16 protein-coding genes and 1 pseudogene are annotated in these 15,103 nt (G+C 72.3%); 6 read left to right on the top strand and 11 right to left on the bottom strand.

Annotation, left to right across the window (positions count from 1 at the left end; all coding sequences use genetic code 11):
* The first annotated feature begins 78 nt into the window (after window positions 1-78).
* Window positions 79-1,251: an acyltransferase family protein gene (locus ACIP4O_RS28440; protein WP_401578786.1), complete on the top strand. Its 1,173-nt coding sequence runs from the start codon at window positions 79-81 to the stop codon at window positions 1,249-1,251.
* Between the two features lie 69 nt (window positions 1,252-1,320).
* On the opposite strand, the gene ACIP4O_RS28435 is transcribed toward ACIP4O_RS28440, so the two are convergent.
* Window positions 1,321-1,761, bottom strand: coding sequence for a MarR family winged helix-turn-helix transcriptional regulator (locus tag ACIP4O_RS28435; protein WP_401578784.1), 441 nt, complete (start codon window positions 1,759-1,761; stop codon window positions 1,321-1,323).
* A 67-nt stretch (window positions 1,762-1,828) separates the two neighbouring features.
* Here ACIP4O_RS28435 and ACIP4O_RS28430 point away from each other — a divergent pair, with 67 nt between their 5' ends.
* Window positions 1,829-2,203 (top strand): cupin domain-containing protein, encoded by a 375-nt coding sequence (locus tag ACIP4O_RS28430; protein WP_401578782.1) that lies wholly within the window; start codon window positions 1,829-1,831, stop codon window positions 2,201-2,203.
* A 947-nt stretch (window positions 2,204-3,150) separates the two neighbouring features.
* On the opposite strand, the gene ACIP4O_RS28425 is transcribed toward ACIP4O_RS28430, so the two are convergent.
* On the bottom strand, window positions 3,151-3,342 hold the full coding sequence (locus ACIP4O_RS28425; RefSeq protein ID WP_401578780.1) for a DUF6381 family protein: 192 nt from the start codon (window positions 3,340-3,342) through the stop codon (window positions 3,151-3,153).
* 268 nt (window positions 3,343-3,610) lie between these two features.
* Between ACIP4O_RS28425 and ACIP4O_RS28420 the strand changes: the two genes are divergently transcribed.
* A complete protein-coding gene (locus tag ACIP4O_RS28420; RefSeq protein ID WP_401578779.1) occupies window positions 3,611-4,873 on the top strand; it encodes an MFS transporter in 1,263 nt (420 codons plus the stop codon).
* Here the strand turns inward: ACIP4O_RS28420 and ACIP4O_RS28415 are convergent.
* From ACIP4O_RS28415 to ACIP4O_RS28400, 4 genes are all read right to left on the bottom strand, one after another.
* Window positions 4,792-5,892, bottom strand: a complete 1,101-nt coding sequence (locus ACIP4O_RS28415; RefSeq protein WP_401578777.1) for a Rieske 2Fe-2S domain-containing protein — start codon at window positions 5,890-5,892, stop codon at window positions 4,792-4,794. The two genes, ACIP4O_RS28420 and ACIP4O_RS28415, sit on opposite strands and share 82 nt — an antisense overlap.
* 633 nt (window positions 5,893-6,525) lie before the next feature.
* Entirely contained in the window at window positions 6,526-7,167 is a 642-nt protein-coding gene (locus ACIP4O_RS28410; RefSeq protein WP_401578775.1) for a hypothetical protein, read from the bottom strand.
* On the bottom strand, window positions 7,155-7,613 hold the full coding sequence (locus ACIP4O_RS28405; protein WP_401578773.1) for a GNAT family N-acetyltransferase: 459 nt from the start codon (window positions 7,611-7,613) through the stop codon (window positions 7,155-7,157). The genes ACIP4O_RS28410 and ACIP4O_RS28405 overlap by 13 nt, the downstream gene beginning before the upstream one ends.
* A 258-nt stretch (window positions 7,614-7,871) precedes the next feature.
* Window positions 7,872-8,381, bottom strand: a complete 510-nt coding sequence (locus tag ACIP4O_RS28400) for an HAD family hydrolase (protein WP_401578771.1) — start codon at window positions 8,379-8,381, stop codon at window positions 7,872-7,874.
* Window positions 8,382-8,607: 226 nt separating this feature from the next.
* On the opposite strand from ACIP4O_RS28400, the pseudogene ACIP4O_RS28395 reads away from it, so the two are divergent.
* Window positions 8,608-9,312 (top strand): annotated as a pseudogene (locus ACIP4O_RS28395) (hypothetical protein); the annotation flags it as partial.
* Window positions 9,313-9,540: 228 nt separating this feature from the next.
* On the opposite strand, the gene ACIP4O_RS28390 reads toward ACIP4O_RS28395, so the two are convergent.
* The 3 genes from ACIP4O_RS28390 to ACIP4O_RS28380 all read right to left on the bottom strand — a co-directional run bounded on the left by ACIP4O_RS28390 (window position 9,541) and on the right by ACIP4O_RS28380 (window position 10,935).
* Window positions 9,541-9,786, bottom strand: a complete 246-nt coding sequence (locus ACIP4O_RS28390) for a DUF397 domain-containing protein (protein WP_401578769.1) — start codon at window positions 9,784-9,786, stop codon at window positions 9,541-9,543.
* A gap of 112 nt (window positions 9,787-9,898) precedes the next feature.
* Entirely contained in the window at window positions 9,899-10,102 is a 204-nt protein-coding gene (locus ACIP4O_RS28385) for a DUF397 domain-containing protein (RefSeq protein WP_093814204.1), read from the bottom strand.
* Entirely contained in the window at window positions 10,099-10,935 is an 837-nt protein-coding gene (locus ACIP4O_RS28380) for a helix-turn-helix transcriptional regulator (RefSeq protein WP_093814203.1), read from the bottom strand. Before ACIP4O_RS28380 ends, ACIP4O_RS28385 begins: the two co-directional genes overlap by 4 nt.
* A 108-nt stretch (window positions 10,936-11,043) precedes the next feature.
* Here ACIP4O_RS28380 and ACIP4O_RS28375 point away from each other — a divergent pair, with 108 nt between their 5' ends.
* Window positions 11,044-11,223 carry a hypothetical protein gene (locus ACIP4O_RS28375; protein ID WP_401578767.1) on the top strand — a complete coding sequence of 60 codons (180 nt, stop codon included), beginning with the start codon at window positions 11,044-11,046 and terminating at the stop codon, window positions 11,221-11,223.
* Between the two features lie 388 nt (window positions 11,224-11,611).
* Window positions 11,612-12,826, top strand: coding sequence for a methyltransferase domain-containing protein (locus tag ACIP4O_RS28370; RefSeq protein ID WP_401578765.1), 1,215 nt, complete (start codon window positions 11,612-11,614; stop codon window positions 12,824-12,826).
* Window positions 12,827-13,206: 380 nt separating this feature from the next.
* Here ACIP4O_RS28370 and ACIP4O_RS28365 read toward each other — a convergent pair whose 3' ends face one another.
* Entirely contained in the window at window positions 13,207-13,977 is a 771-nt protein-coding gene (locus ACIP4O_RS28365) for a haloacid dehalogenase type II (protein ID WP_401578764.1), read from the bottom strand.
* 16 nt (window positions 13,978-13,993) lie between these two features.
* Complete coding sequence (gene rarD, locus ACIP4O_RS28360; RefSeq protein ID WP_401578762.1) at window positions 13,994-15,061, bottom strand: EamA family transporter RarD; 1,068 nt, start codon at window positions 15,059-15,061, stop codon at window positions 13,994-13,996.
* Window positions 15,062-15,103 lie beyond the last annotated feature (42 nt).

The following is a 15,103-nucleotide window of genomic DNA, read 5'->3' as shown; positions in this document are numbered from 1 at the left end:
CCGGACACTGTAAGTTCACCCGTCGCCCGGTTTCTCCTCACTGGGCGCTCCACAGCCACCGAAAAGGTTTCTCCCTCGGTGGCCGCACCCTGCCGCCACCCCGTGCCGCAGGAGACCCTCGCGATGACGAGCGCCCCGCCGAGACACGCCAAACCCGCCGACCCGGCGAACCCCGACCCGGCGAACCCCGAGCCGGCGACCCCCGGCCCCGTACCGGCCCCTCCCGCCGCCAAGGCCCGCGACCCCTGGTACGACAACACGCGCTTCGTCGCCGCGACGCTCATCGTGGTCCTGCACACGATCGGCAGCATCATGAGCAGCCATGGCGTGCTGCACGCCTTCAACGTGGCCGCCTGGGCGTTCCGCGTCCCCGCCTTCGTCGTGCTCGCCGGGGTCTTCAGCAGTCCGGGCCCGCTCGACCCCCGCCGCCTGCGCAACCTCCTGCGCACCATCGCGCTGCCCGCACTCGTCTTCAGCCTGCTGTTCTCGCTGGAGTCGTACGCGCTCGGCAAGCCCTTCACGCTCCACATCGCGCAGCTCCCGTGGACCCTGTGGTTCCTCATGTCGCTGTTCTGCTGGCGGCTGCTGCTGCCGCTCGTCGTGCAGTTGCGGTATCCACTGCTCATGACGACGGCGGTGTCCCTCGCACTCGGCTACTTCGACGAGTTCGGCATGATGTTCTCCGCGAGCCGCACCCTCGTCTACCTGCCGCTCTTCTACTTCGGCTGGCGGCTCGGCCAGGGCCTGGGACGAGGGTGGCTGGAGAGCCGCTGGAGCCTGCCGCTCGCGGTCGCGGGGATGCTCGGCGCGGGCCTCGCGGCGTGGCGCTGGCACCGCGACATCCCGGGCACGTGGCTGTCGATGCGGCACCCGTACACGGCGGACACGTGGCTCGGCATGGAGGGCGCCTGGCTCGTACGGCTCGCGGTCCTGGTGGTGGCGGCCTTCCTCGTCCTGTGCCTCATGCGCCTGATCCCGAAGCGCCGCCTCCCGCTGATCTCCGCGATGGGAGCGGGCGGCTTCACGGTCTACCTCCTGCACCCGCTGGTCATCATGCCGCTGCGCGAGAAGGGGCTCATCGAGCGGGCCGACACGACGGTCGAGCTGATCGCCCTCCTCCTGGCGGGCGTCGCGCTGACCACCGTCCTGGCCTCGCCCCCGGTCCGCCGCCTGGTCCGCCCCCTGACCAGCCCTTCGGCGCGGTGGCTCCTGGCGCCGGAGGGCGGCGGCCGACGGAGCCTCCAGGAGTGAGGCAGCGGATGCTGGGGCGCCCCTGAGGGGCCGTCGGGCAGATCGCCCGGTGGTCGGTGGTCCACGGGCTCACCAGGTGGGGCGGATCGGTCCCTGGGGTGTGATCCGGGCCAGGTCGGCGACGAGTTCACCGAAGCGCGCCTCGCCCAGCGCCTGCCGCCATGGTGCGATGGCAGCCCGAGCCGCCTCGTCGGCGGCACGGGTGGCGGCCCAGCCGGCCTCGGTCAGTCCCAGGAGACGTGCGCGGGCGTCGTGCGGATGCGGATGGCGTACCACGTACCCCCTGTGGACGAGCTCCTTGACCAGCTGGGCCGCCGCCTGCTTGGTCACCCCCAGGTGCTCGGCCAGGGAGGCCGTCGTGGCGTCGCCCAGGGAGATGCGGGCAAAGGCGAAGCCGTGCGCGGGCCGCAGGTCCTCGAATCCCTGCTGGGTCACGCGAGCGTGCATCTCCTGCACCAAGTGACCCGAAAGCCCCAGTACGAGTGCCGAGAGGGCCAGAGCGTCATCCATGGGCTTGACTATAACTGGCCAAGCTGCTTGTCTTCATTGGCAAGCAGCTTGTCTTTGAGGAGTTGGTATGCCCTTCGTTCGCAGTGAAGAGGTCGTCGTTCACGAGGTCCATGGCGCCCGATTCGTCTCCTACCTCCGGCCGGGCACGGGCGCCCGGGATCTCGCCGCATGGCGATGCGAGATCCCGGCGGGAACGGTGGCTCCGACCCACACGATCAGCCATGAGGAAACGTTCTACGTACTGTCCGGGCGCCTCCGGCTCACCATCGGCGGCGAAAGCGCTGAGCTCGGCGTCGGTGACGCGGCGGTGGCTCCGGCGGGCTCCGAGCTGGCTGTCGCCAACTCCGCCGACCAGACCGCGCACATGTGGGTCACTACCCGGGCAGGGCTCAGCGCCGAGCTGACCGACGGCAGCACCATCAACCCGCCGTGGAGCCACTGACCCCGCAGCCGGGGGCGGTGGCGGGGTCACGGATGAGCGCCGCCCTGGCCGGAACCGCGCCGCCCACCACCGCGCCGTCCGCCGGCTTCCGGAGACCGCTCGCCAGCTTCCGGAGACCGCTCGCCAGCTTCCGGAGGTGAAAGCCCTCAGCGCCTCGGGGGGTCGAGGGTGCTCGTCGTATTCCCGAAAGCGAGGACGAGCGCCGTGGCGGCCGGGGTGAGGAGTGGAGCGTGGCGGCGGTGCAGGAAGGAGCACGGCCGCTACGAGGGCGACGAGCGCCGCCGCGACCGCGTGGACCGCGTGGTAGGTCGCGAAGTCGCCGATCATGAAGGCGAGTACGGGGGAGCGCGCGCCGCTCGGGTCGGCGGCGAGGCGCTCGCCGACCTGGGCGAGCGTGGCGTTGTCCGCGCCGGGCATCGTCAGCAGCGAAGAGAGGGGAGCCGCCGCGCCCTGCACGTTCGCCATGAGCGCGAAGAGGCCGAGCGCCCCCGTACCTGTCGTCGCCTTCTTCGCCGCCCCCAATGCCTTCGCAATGCCTTCGCGCGCGGCACGGTGCACTTGAGCAACGTCCCGCCCACCTTCCGGAGCGGTTTCGTCGCGCACTGGAACGTCGGCGACGCGGAGCAACCGGCCGGGCTGCGCGGCACAGTGGACTTCTGGTTCCGCATCCACGTCGTCAAGGCGGGGTCCCGGCGCTGCTGCTCGCGGCGGCCGTGGCGCTCGGTGTGCTGCTGTGGTGACAGTTTAGGGCCCGGGGCGGCACTCATGCTGTCCGGTGAGCGCGGCGAGGACGCCGGGGCGGCGCGGCGCGGAGAGGGCGCGGGAGCGCGTGAGCGGACTTACGGCAGGACGGGTGGCGGGCCGCTCCAGCCAAGCGGAGCATCCCGTGCCGGGCGATGAGGCTGCCCGACGGGCCAGGGCGGGGAGAACCCCCGCGGGGACCGGGCCTACTCGATCGGGTAGATGTCCCCGCTGCGCATGTCGCTCTCCTGCTCGCTCAGCGACTCCAGGCGGCGTGCCTTCTGCGCCAGTCGCTCCCGCTCCTTCGGATCGCTCTCGTGCTCCGCGCTGTCGCTCAGCTCGCGCGCCTTCTGCCGCATCGCGTCGAGCCGCTCGCGGGTCTCGTCGGGTTCGCCCATGGCAAGGCTCCTTCCCTGAGGGCCGGGGGTCTGTGCGCCCGGGTACCCCCTTCCCAGGGGAGCACGCGCGACCAAACGCGGCATCCGGAACGAACACGCGCGGCCGGATCGGGCCCCCGGCCGGGAGCGGGCGGAGTAGCGTGCGCCCGTCACCCGTGTCGCTCCGCCCCCGGGGGCACCCGCCCCTGCGCGCCTGCCCCCTGCGCGTCCGCTCCTGAGCCAGGGCTCACCCCCGCCAGCCGCCCTCCCGCCACCACCCGCCGAGGACATGACCGCGACCCCCGTCTCCCCGCTCCGCCTCGCCCCCTTCCGCCGGTTCCTCCTCGCGAATCTCGTCTCCGCCACCGGGTCCGCGATGGCGCCGCTCGCGCTCGCCTACGCCGTCATCGGGCAGGGCGGCGGGGCCGGGTCGCTCGGCGTCGTGCTGGCGACGAATACCGTGCCGACCGTCGTGTTCGTGGTCCTCGGCGGGGTGCTCGCCGACCGGATGTCCCGCAGTCGGCTGCTCTTCGCGGGGAACGCGCTCGCCGCCGTCGCGCAGGGCGTGCTCGCCGCCCTCGTGGGCGCGGGGTACGCCAGTACGGCGACGGTCGCGGTGTGCGGGCTCGTCTCCGGCACCGCCGCGGCGCTCCGCATCCCCGCGGCCCAAGGGGCCATTCCCCAGCTCGTGCCGCTGGAGCACGCGCAGCGCGCCAACACACTGCTGCGCCTGCCCACCAACGCCGTCCGGTTCACCGGCCCCGTCGCCGCCGGGCTGCTCGTCGCGGCGAGCGGGCCCGCCTGGGCGCTCGCCTGGGACGCGGCGAGTTTCGCCGTGGCCGCCGTCCTGCTGCGCGGGCTCCACCTCCCCGCGCCGCTCGCGGTGGGCCGGCCGCTCGCCGAGCTGCGCACGGGCTGGCGGGCCTTCCTGGGCCGTACGTGGCTGTGGACGTACACGCTCTCCGGGACGGTCGTCGTCGCGGCCTGGCTCGCGGGATTCCAGCTCCTCGGGCCCCTCGTCGCCGCCGCGCGCTACGGCGGGGCGAGGGACTGGGGGCTCGTGCAGTCGGCACTCGCGGGCGGGCTGCTCGCGGGGACGCTCGTGTGCCTGCGTTGGCGGCCCCGGCGGCTGCTCGTCGTCGCGATCCTCACGAGCGCGGGGCTCGCTCTCCCGCTCGCCGCGCTCGCCGCCGGACTCCCGCTCGGATACGTCCTCGGCGCCACGGTGCTCGCGGGAGTGCTGCTCGACGTCTCCGTCGTGACCTGGACGACGGCCTTCCAGAGCCACGTGCCCGAGGGCGAACTCGGCCGCATGTCCGCCTTCAACGGCATCGGCGAACGCCTCGCCATCCCCTTCGGCTACCTCCTCGTCGCGCTCGCCGCCCACCTGTGGAGCGACGGCGCCGTCCTGTGCGTGTGCGCGGCCCTGATCCTGCTCGCGACGCTGCTCAACCTCTGCGTACGGGACGCCTACCGCATCACGCGACTCGCCCCCTCGCGCGTCCCCGGCTCCCGGGCCGCGACGACCGTGGAGGCAGGCTCGGGCGGGTAGAAGCGCTTGGCCCAGCGGCGGAAGGGGCCGATCGGGCCGTCGCCCTGGCCGAGCCTGGGCGGCTGCACGTACTTCTTCGTGTCCCAGATCGGGAAGTCCGCCGCCGTGAACTCGATGTTCGACCTGAAGAGCAGGCCCTCGAAGAGGCGCGCCGCCGTGCGGCTCACCGCCTTCGCCACCGGGGCCGGAAGGCCGGCGGGCTCGGAGAAGGCGATCCGGTTGCGCTGGCGGAACTGCATGCGGTTCGGGCCGATCGCCGTCGGCAGGATCATCGTGCACATGCGCATGCCCACGCGAGGCGTGTACATATCGGCGTGCAGGCAGGCGAGGCCGTACCCGTGCACGTCCACGTCGACGGTGAAGTCACCGATGAGCGGGGCGGACTCGGTCGCGCGCATCGTGAGGTGAAAGGTGTCCCCGTCGTACGTCAGGGGCTCCAGGACCTCGGCCTTCTTCCAGCCGTGGAGCGTCGCGAAGTGCCCGTAGTCCACCGAGTTCTCGATGACCTCCTGGGCGTGCCCCGAGAACTCGAAGGCGGCGTGCCGGGCGGGGCGGTGGCCGATCTCGTGCCAGGCGGGGATCGTCCAGTACGGCTCTCGGTCCTCGTGGTGGCGCCAGACGAAGACCGCGCCGTTCGCCTCCAGGACGTGAAGGCGGCTGAGCGGGGAGCGGGGTGGCGGCGTGTCGTATCCCGTACGGACGCAGGTGCCGTCCGGGCCGAAGGCGAAGGCGTGGAAGGGGCACACGAGGTCGTCGCCTTCGAGCTTCGCGAGCCCGAGATGCGCGCCGAGGTGCGGGCAGTACGGGCGGATCGCGCGCAACTCGCCCGAGCGCAGGCGGTAGAGGACGACGTCCTCGCCCGCGAGGGGCCGCGTGAGGACCTTGCCGACCGGAAGGTCCTCCGAGAAGGCGAGCGCCGCCCAGCCGCTCGGGTACGGCAGGGGTGGCGCTTCGGCCGATGCGGAGGCGGGTGTGGGGCCCTCGGTGAGGGGGCCTCCGTACGCGCGTGACAGTCCCACGGGGTCCCTTCGGGTGGTGTCGGAGAGCCATCGATCGGCTACGGACAGTGCTAACTGGACAATGCCCGGCAGCCCGCTTTTTGCTCCCGATGGACGAGTCTTCACCCGAAGGGGGTTTTGCGGGCAGGGGTGTTGACGGCGCTCCGGTCCGGCCGGGTCGGGGTGGGACGGTCTCCGGCTGGGTGGGGTTGGGGGCGGAGGCGGAGGCCGGGGGCGCCGTGTGCCGGGCGGTGCCGTAGGCCGGGGGCGTATGCCGGGCGGTCCCGCATGCGGGGCGGCGCCGTATGCCGGACGGTGGCGTATGCCGGGCGGTGGCGTATGCCGGGCGGCCTACGGTGCCGTATGCCGGGCGGTGCCCGTATGCCGGGCCCCTGGCTCAGGGCAGCCCCCGCCCTCCCAGGGGGGCGACCCCGATACCAGTCTTTCAAAGCCGTCCCCGCTCTCCGCCCCGTCCCGCCACATCTGTGGACAACTCCGGGAAACCCGCGCAACGCCTCACTCCTCCGAGTGAGAGCCGTCCCTGCGAACCGTCGGTTGTCCACAACCCCCGAACCGACAATCACCACGCAACACCGTCCGCACATGCCGGACCCCTGCGCACATGCCGGGCCCCCGCCTCCCTCCCCACCCCCCTCAGCCCAGCCGCTCCCCCCACCCATGCCCCGGGTGCACCCGCTCCAGCCAGCCTCGCAGCCGCTCCCGCCGCTCCGTGCCGAGCAGCGGCAGCACCCCCGCGAAGTCCGCCTCGTCCTTGGGCCGGGCCGCCTTCGCCTTGAAGAGCAGCACTACTTCCGGCATCAGGTACGGGATGCCGTCCGCCGTGTGCGCGATGATCTCCGCGTACGGGAGACGGATCGCCGGGTCCCTGCGGCAGATCCACGTGCCGCCGTCGTGCGGCTCACGGAAGACGTCGAGGAGCCAGCGGTCCGTCGCGGGGTCGCGCAGCCACGTCTGGTGCGAGCCGGGGAGCGGGCCCGAGCCGGGGTACACCCGCCAGTCCCCGACGCCGTCCCACACGTACTCGGGAAAGCGCGCCGCCACTTCGGCGAACCCCGCCTCTGAAACGGCGAGTTCGAGATCCCCGTGGGGCCGCGAGGGTGCGCCGCCCCGGAACAGGTCGAGCGCCCACCCGGCCGCGACGCACCACGGCGCCGCGACGCCCCGCAGCCGCTCCGCCGCCTGCTCCGGACGCCACGCCCCGGCCCAGCCCGTGTCGAGCCGCGCCTCGTCCACCTCCACGCCGCCGGGCGGCGGTTGCTCGCTCACGGTCGCCACACGTACCGCATGTCCGGCTCCTTCTCCTCGTTCCGCGTTCCGTCCGTCTCCTCGGCCACCACGAAGCCGTGCCGCTCGTAGAAACGGCGCGCGGGCGCGTTGGCCTGGAAGGTCCACAGGTCGAGCCCGGCCGGCCGCCGCTCCTTGGCAAGCGCCACGAACCGGTCACCGAGCCCCTGCCCGCGCACCTCGGGGGAGAGGTAGAGCTGTTCCAACTCCTCCTCCGAAAGCGCCAGTACGCCTACGAGGTCACCGCCATCCGTCTCCGCGACCCATGTCTCCAGCTCGGGCACCACGACGTACGCGAACCACGCCCGCACCTCGTCATCCGAGTGCGCCCGCCGCACCCCCGGCAGCGCGGCGGCGAACGACCGCAACCACACCTCCGCCGCCCCTCGCGCGTCGGATTCCCCGGCCCTGCGCAGCATGATCACGTCATCGTCCACCGGGGGAACCTCTCAGCGGAGCGGGCCGCGTGCAAGGGGTTTTCCGCCTGTGCCGGGCGTGTTCTCCTCGACCCGGTGCACCCGCTCGACACCGGCTCCGCGGGCGTGGCGGAGGCCGTACCGCTGGACTGCGTGGTACCGGAGTGGTCGCCCCCGAGGGCGCGGCGTGGCTCGCCGAGGTCCTGATCGACCCCCTCCGCGCTTGTGGGGTCCGTGCGCCCGTCGAGATCGTCCTCCGCCGCGCGGAAGGGGCTTTCGTCAGACGAGGGGCAGGAGATCGGTGAGGGAAGCGATCGACGGCACGTCGCCGGACGTTCCCGCGCGGTTTAGAAACCGCCCGGCGTAGCCCAGCTCTGTCGCCGCCGTGACCAACTCGGGGGTGTCATCGACGAAAAGGCACTGCGCGGGCTCCAGGCCAAGGGCTTCGCTCGCGTGGTGGTACATGCGTGGGTCGGGCTTCTCGCAGCCGAGCACCGCCGAGATCGCGTACACCTCGAAGTAGCCCCGGATGCCCAGCCCTTCGTGCAGATCGGGCAGGTTCGGCCACGCGTCCGACACCACGGCGAGGCGCACCCCGCGCCGCTTCAGCTCCGCGAGCGTCGGCAGCACGTCCGAATACAGCTCAAGCACCTTCATCGCAGGCACCTCCCGCCGCAGCTCCGCGAGCAGAACAGTGCTCGGGGGTACGCCCAACTCCCGCAGCAGTACGCGGTGGTAGTCGTCATGATCCGGTGTCCCCGCCGCCTCCGCGAGAAATCCCTCACCCACCGCTATCGCCTCGGCGAAGCGCTCGCGCGTGACCGAGGACGCGTGCCGCGAACGGTCTCCTCGAAGTCGGCGCGCGGATTCCACCGCCCCCCGATGGGCCGCGTGAGCACCCACCCGAGTCGAACAACACGGCTCGAACGTCGATCGCTTGGGCCGCTGAGTCGGTCATTCCGCGCAGGCTAGACGGTCGGCCGGGGCTGCGTCACTCCTGCGTAGTCCGCCACAGATGTCGTTCCTCCAGGGACCCGAACCGTATTTCCCCGCTTCCAAGGTCGACGAGGATGGGCCAGCAGCCGAGCAACTGTTCTCTCGGCTTGCGCGAGGCGAGGTAGCGCACGGAGTTGTAGGGCGCGATCAAGAGCCCATTGCCTACTCGGACCTGCTCTGTGTCGATGGCGAGAGGTGGCTCGTCCCGGCGCTGGTCGCGCGCCAGAAACGCCCTCGCGAGCCGCAAGGCCTCGTCCGCGTCCACCCTCTGCCCCTCTCCCCGTCGTCCGGGGAGAGCAGCGTATTCGGGCCGGAGTCCGGCCGGTACGGGGTTGTGTATCGGGAGCGGCTTCTTCGGCCGTGCTGGGGGCAGCGCTGTGGACGCGGTGGCAGAGTCGGGTACCGTCGGCGGGCTTGTGGACACGGCGGAGGGCGCGGGAACCCGCCGGGCGCGTGGGGGGAGTCCGTCGATCGTACGGCCGCGCTGGAGGCGGTGGCCGCCTCGGCCCTGTACGGGCGGATCGCGCACGACCGAGTGCCGGAGACGGTGCTCGCCGGGGTCCGGCGCGGCCTCGCTGTCCCCGACCGTGCGCGCGAACTAGCGCTGAGCGAGCGGCACTTGCGGCGCCGCTGCCTGGACGCCTTCGGCTACGGCCCGAAGACCCTCGCCCGCATCCTGCGCCTCGGGCACGCGCTCCAGCGCGCCCGCGCCGGTCTCCCTTTCACCCAGGTCGCTCACCGCACGAGCTACGCCGACCAGACTCATTTCGCCCGTGTAGTACGCGTGTTGGGTGGCGCTCCCTCTCTGGTCGGCGTCCTACGGCTCCGCGGTGCACGCCCACGGGCCGCCTCCCGCCGGGCGCGTAGGGACGGGCCCGCCCTCCCGGGGACCGCGACTCGATGCCGGTCTCGAACGCAACGGGTCTGCCGAGCCTCCCGGGGCAGCGGGGGCTCAGGCCGCCCCGAACTCCTCGCGCTGCACGCTTGTCACGAAGGTGGTGAAGGCGGTGGGGGTGAGGCGGAGGTGGGGTCCCGCGGGGTTCTTGGAGTCGCGGACGGGGATCGCGTGGGGGGTGTTGGTGGCGACCTCCACACACTGGCCGCCGTTGTTGCTGTACGAGGACGTACGCCAGTCCGCCACCGCTTCCACGCAGCTCCCACCGTTGTCGCTGTACGTGGACTTGCGCCACTCCGCCATCCCGGCCTCCCGCTCGTCGAGTTGAGCCCTGCCGGGAGGTATGCCCCGCCCCGCACCGCGCGAAGCCCCGTCCTGCGCGGGGCGACGGGGCTTCGGGACGCGGAAGGTTGGCTCAGACGTCGAAGTCGCCACGCTTCACACCGGAGACGAACCCGGTGAACGCGGACGTGTGAAGGGCGAGGGAGGGGCCGCCGGGGTTCTTGGAGTCACGGACCGGGATGATGCCGTGGGCGGGGGCGAGGTTGGTGGCGACCTCGATGCAGGTTCCGCCGTTGTTGCTGTAGGAGGACTTGAACCAGCGGGGCGCGTTACTCACGGGTGTTCCCTTTCAGCCTGTTCGATCAAGGCCACAGTCTCCGCTTGGGAAAGCGATACGGCCTGCGCCTGATGGTAGGCGGTCATGAGCGTGGCAACAGACGTGATTTCGCGGTCCAGGTGCCCCTGCGTCTGGGACTCCGCATACGAGACGATGCTGCGATCCAGGAGAGTCAGCAGATTGGTGGGCAGGTCAAGCGGTCGCCTCTCCCCGACGGAGAAGGGAATGACCTGAAGCACCGTGTTGGGGAAGGCCGCGAAGTCCACCAGGTGACGTAGCTGAGCTTTCATGGCTTCCGGGCCGCCGATAGTGCGGCGGATGCAGCTCTCGTCCAACACCGCGAAGATCATGGGTGGACGCTCGCCCTGTACTGCCTGCTGGCGTTCGGTGAGCGCACGGAGACGTTGTTCCGCCAGTTCCGCAGTGATCGCACCGCGCTGAACTGCGGCTTCTGCCAGTGCTCTGGCGTATTCAGGAGTCTGGAGCAGCCCCGGGACTATGCCGGTTTCGAAAGCTCGGACCTCCACCGCCCGCCCTTCGAGCTTCAGGTACTCGGGGAACCCCTCCAGCAAGGCCCCGAACGTGATGTTCCGCCACTCGCGCTCGAAGGACCGCTCGGTGTTCGTGAGCCCCAGTGCGGTGTCAAGCGCCACCGAGAAATTGAGTGTTGGTTTCTTCGCGGCGATTTCCACGCCGGACATGTGCGACTCGGCGTAGCCCACCCGCTTTGCCACGTCCTTCTGTCGCAGCCCCAACTCCTGCCGTACCTTGCGCAAACGCGCTCCGTAGGCCGCGTAGGGCCCCGCGTCCGGGTTCAACTTCTTGATGTTCAAGGGGCGTTCCTCCCCGCCTTCCACCCGTTGGCACAACGTTGAGTAGTTCTCCAAGCTAGGTCACCGTGTACCTCCCCGGTAGCCAAACCGCCACGGAGAGGAACCGTCATGACCCTGCGCCTCGTCCATGAACGCCCGCCCGAGTCCCCCGAATCCGACCTCCCCTGCCGACTCTGCGACCGCCTCCGTGCCGAGGAGCGGGCGGCCATCGCCGCCGGTGACCACTCCCGCGCCGTCGACTGCCGCGTCCTCATCGCGCGGCACCCGCACGGGTTCACGCGGCGGTGATCCGCGCAGGTCAGCGGACCTATCGGGGAAGGGGGAGGCCGCTCCGTGCCCGTACCGCCGCCGGGACGTCGGCCGCCTGCGGACCGTACCGCCGTTGCCTTCCGCGCGGCTGCCGCGCGGGGGTGTCCCGCAGCGTTCACCTCCCCGGTCCCGTCGCCCCGCCCCCGTACATCCGTGTCCCCGGTGAGCCGCCGGGCTCCGCGTCAACGCGCGGCGGGGTGGGTGGTTCCTCGGCGGTGCCGTGCCCCGGAAGCCCTTTCCGGCGTTTGACTCACATCCCCCACGGGTGCTCTTCAGCCAGAGACAGAGGTGCCGTCATGCCCCTACCACCGGTCCGTCGCCACGCCGCGCACGCGTACCCGTACGAGCGTACGGAGGTCGGGCGGACGTGGTGACGAGCGAGCGGGGCAGTGTGGAACGGGACGCGAGGCTGCGGCTCGGGCGGCGGATGAGCGCGACGGGGGTGCTCGCGCCGGACTGGCGGGCGGCGTACGAGGAGGTGCCGCGTGCGGCCTTCCTGCCGCCCCTGATGTGGCCGTGGGACGCCGAACAGCGGGCGCACGTACCGGTGTCGCGCAGCAGGGACCCTGCCACGTGGTACGGGTACGCGGACAGCGATGCGCCGATCGTCACCCAGTGGGATGACGGCGAGCACACGGGGCTGACGCCGGGGCGTCTCGCGACGTCGACCGCGCTCGGGCCCTCCGTCGTCTTCGGGCTGCTCGCCGATCTCCGCCTCGGCGAGGGCGTCGGAAGGGTCCTGGAAGTCGGGACGGGCACGGGGTGGACGACCGCGCTGCTCGCGCACCGGCTCGGCGTGCCCGCCGTGACGAGCTTCGAGATCGACGAGTCCGTGGCCGCGCTCGCGCGCCAGCGGCTGCGGCGCTTCGGGCTCACCCCGGAGGTGCGGGTCGGTGACGGCCTCTCGGGGCACGGCGCGCAGGCCCCGTACGACAGGATCGTCTCCTGCTGCGGGCTGCGCGAGGTCCCGTACGCGTGGATCGAGCAGAGCGCGCCCGGGGCGCTGATCGTGCTGCCGTGGGGGACGAACTTCTGCTCGGCCGACGTCCTCGTGGCGCTGCGCGTGAGCCAGGACGGGCGCTCGGCGAGCGGACGCTTCCTGCGGCCCGTCGAGTGCACGCGGGCGCGGGGCCAGCGCTGGCGCGACGGCGCGCGGGCCGAGTACCTGCGCGAGACGAGCGCCAAGGCGCACCGTTCCTCGGCGTGGATCGGCACGGACATCCTCGATTCCGACCTGCTCGGCAGCGCGCGCTTCGCGCTCGGCCTGCGCGTGCCGCGCTGCGCCACGGCGGTCGCGCCGACGGTGCAGCTCGACGGCAGCCGGCCGGTGTGGTTCCACGACACGGGCGGCACGGGCTCGTGGGCGTGCCTGCTGCTGCGGCCCGACGCGGAATCGACGGTGCTTCAGTACGGGGAGCGGAAGCTGTGGCACGAGGTGGAGGCCGCCTATCGGTGGTGGCAGGCGGCGGGGCGGCCGGGGTACGGGGAGTTCGGGCTCACGGTGGGGGCGGAGGGGGCGCGGGCGTGGCTGGGGGATGAGGAGCGGGGGTGGGGGGTGGGGGTGCTGCCGGGGGTGGGCTGAGGACAGACCCCCACCCACCCGGGGGGCGCCCCTGAAACCATTCTTTCGCGGGTCGGGCCGCTCGCCTCACCAACTCCGCGCATCTGTGGATAACTTCGGGAAATCCGCGACGCGCCTCACTCGAACGAGTGAGAGGCGCCTGTGGAAAGAAGCTTGTAGCGAACGGTAATTCGCTGAGGGCCGAAAGCGTGGGGGAGAGGTGAGTGAGTACACACTCACTCAGGAGAGGTCTTCCGGCGGCGGTCCCGTCCGCCAGACGGTTGCGGAGCCCGCGCAGGGGCCGGAGGCCGGACCCGCGCGAGGCAGGAGCCGCGCGAGGCAGGAGCCCGCCGGAGGCGGTGCGGCATGGTCGGGCGCCGTCCCCGCCGCCGCCCGGGTCCTTACCCCAGCAGCCGGTCCGCCAGATCCGTCAGGTCCCTCGCCACGAAGTCGAAGCGGTCCTCCGGCCTCGGCGCCTCGCGCTCCTCGCGGTGCACGTACGCCGTACGCATCCCCAGGCTCTGCGCGCCGCGCAGGTCCCAGGCGTGCGCCGCGACCATCAGCACGCGCTCCGGCGGGCGGCCCGCCGCCGCGAGCGCGAGTTCGTAGGCGGGCGGGTCCGGTTTGAAGGTGCGCGCCTCCTCCGTGGACAGCGCCAGGTGCCAGCGCAGCCCCGCCCGCACCGTGATCCCGAGCAGTTGCGCACGGCCCGCGTTGGAGAGCGCGATGAGCGGGAAGTGGCGGGCGAGCCGGTCGAGGCCCGCGACGCTGTCGGGGAACGGATCGAGTGCGTGCGCCGCGTGCGCGAGCGCCGCCACCGCCGCCACGTCGTCGTCCAGCCCGGCCGCCGCCGCGACCACTCCCGCCGTCTCCACGTCGAGCGCGTCCGCCGGAAGGTAGGGCCGCTGCCCGGCCATCATGCGGCGCTGCTCCGTGTCCGTGTGCTCCTGCCACAGCGCGAACAGCCGCTCCGCCTGTGCCGCGTCCGTCGTCAACTCGCCGATACCGGCGCGGATTCCCGCCACGTCGTCCACGAGTGTGCCGAGGACGTCGAAGACGAGGGCGTCGATGCCCTGAGCCGCCTCGATGTCCTGAGCCGCCTCGAAGTTCCGAGCCGCCTCGATGTCGTGATCAGCCATGGCGTCGAGTCTTCCCGGCTTCCGGCCCTTCATCCCGCGCCGCGCCGCTTCACACCTCCCGTACGGGCGCCTCCGCGCCTGCCGCGCCCGCCGCCCCTGCCGCGCCCGCCGCGCCCTCCACGTCAGCCGCCCGCGCCTCCGCGCCCGCCGGGTCCCGTACCGCCTCCGCCTCACGCACCGCCGTCCGCAGCCGCTCCGCCGTGCGGCGGTTGGCGCGCGCCGTGCGCAGCGCGTCCCACGTGAGCAGGACCAGCGCGATCCACACGAGCCCGAAGCCCGCCCAGCGCGCGGCCGGCATCTCCTCGTGGAAGTACAGGATGCCCAGGCCGAACTGGAAGACAGGGGCCAGGTACTGGAGCAGGCCGAGCGTCGAGAGCGGCACGCGGATCGCCGCCGCGCCGAAGAAGACGAGCGGCACCGCCGTGACGATCCCGGTCGACGCGAGGAGCACCGCGTGGCCCGCGCCCTCACCCGTGAACGTCGCCTCGCCCCGGGCGCCGAGCCAGATCAGGAAGCCCAGCGCGGGCAGGAACTGGAGCGCGGTCTCCGCCGCGAGCGATTCGATCCCGCCCAGGTTGACCTTCTTCTTCGCCAGCCCGTACGCGCCGAACGAGAACGCGAGCACCAGCGAGATCCACGGCGGCTTCCCGTAGCCGATCGCGAGGACGAGCACCGAGGCCACGCCCGTCGCGACCGCGACCCACTGCGCGGGCCGGAGCCGTTCGCCGAGGAGCAGCACGCCGAGCGCGATGCTCACGAGCGGGTTGATGAAGTAGCCGAGCGACGCCTCCACGACGTGGCCCGCGTTGACCGCCCAGATGTAGACGCCCCAGTTGACCGTGATCACGGCCGCGGCGACGGTGACGAGACCGAGGCGGCGCGGGTCGCGCAGCAATTCGCCCGCCCAGGCCCAGCGGCGTATGCACAGCAGCAGGATCGCGACGACGCCGAGCGACCACACCATGCGGTGCGCCAGGATCTCTCCCGCCCCGGCCGGCTTGAGCAGCGGCCAGAAGAGCGGGACCAGGCCCCAGATGCCGTAGGCGCCGAATCCGTAGGAGAGCCCGGCACGTGAGGTGCCCTCCACGGCTGGAGTGGTGTCCTGTGCTGCGGCCATCGCGATCCCCCGTCCGGTCACGGGCCGACGCCGTGCCGCCCC

The sequence above is a fragment of the Streptomyces sp. NPDC088923 genome (genome assembly GCF_044749745.1).
GTDB lineage: Bacteria > Actinomycetota > Actinomycetes > Streptomycetales > Streptomycetaceae > Streptomyces.
Note: the sequence above shows the minus strand (reverse complement) of the source record. Positions and strands in the feature narration are given on the sequence as shown.

Excerpts from the sequence above, each read along its gene's own strand:
- ACIP4O_RS28420 (WP_401578779.1), top strand. The coding sequence starts at position 3,611 with ATGACCGCGACCCCCGTCTCCCCGCTCCGCCTCGCCCCCTTCCGCCGG.
- ACIP4O_RS28375 (WP_401578767.1), top strand. The coding sequence starts at position 11,044 with ATGACCCTGCGCCTCGTCCATGAACGCCCGCCCGAGTCCCCCGAATCC.
- ACIP4O_RS28365 (WP_401578764.1), bottom strand. The coding sequence starts at position 13,977 with ATGAAGGGCCGGAAGCCGGGAAGACTCGACGCCATGGCTGATCACGAC.
- ACIP4O_RS28435 (WP_401578784.1), bottom strand. The coding sequence starts at position 1,761 with ATGGATGACGCTCTGGCCCTCTCGGCACTCGTACTGGGGCTTTCGGGT.
- rarD (WP_401578762.1), bottom strand. The coding sequence starts at position 15,061 with ATGGCCGCAGCACAGGACACCACTCCAGCCGTGGAGGGCACCTCACGT.
- ACIP4O_RS28425 (WP_401578780.1), bottom strand. The coding sequence starts at position 3,342 with ATGGGCGAACCCGACGAGACCCGCGAGCGGCTCGACGCGATGCGGCAG.
- ACIP4O_RS28430 (WP_401578782.1), top strand. The coding sequence starts at position 1,829 with ATGCCCTTCGTTCGCAGTGAAGAGGTCGTCGTTCACGAGGTCCATGGC.
- ACIP4O_RS28390 (WP_401578769.1), bottom strand. The coding sequence starts at position 9,786 with ATGGCGGAGTGGCGCAAGTCCACGTACAGCGACAACGGTGGGAGCTGC.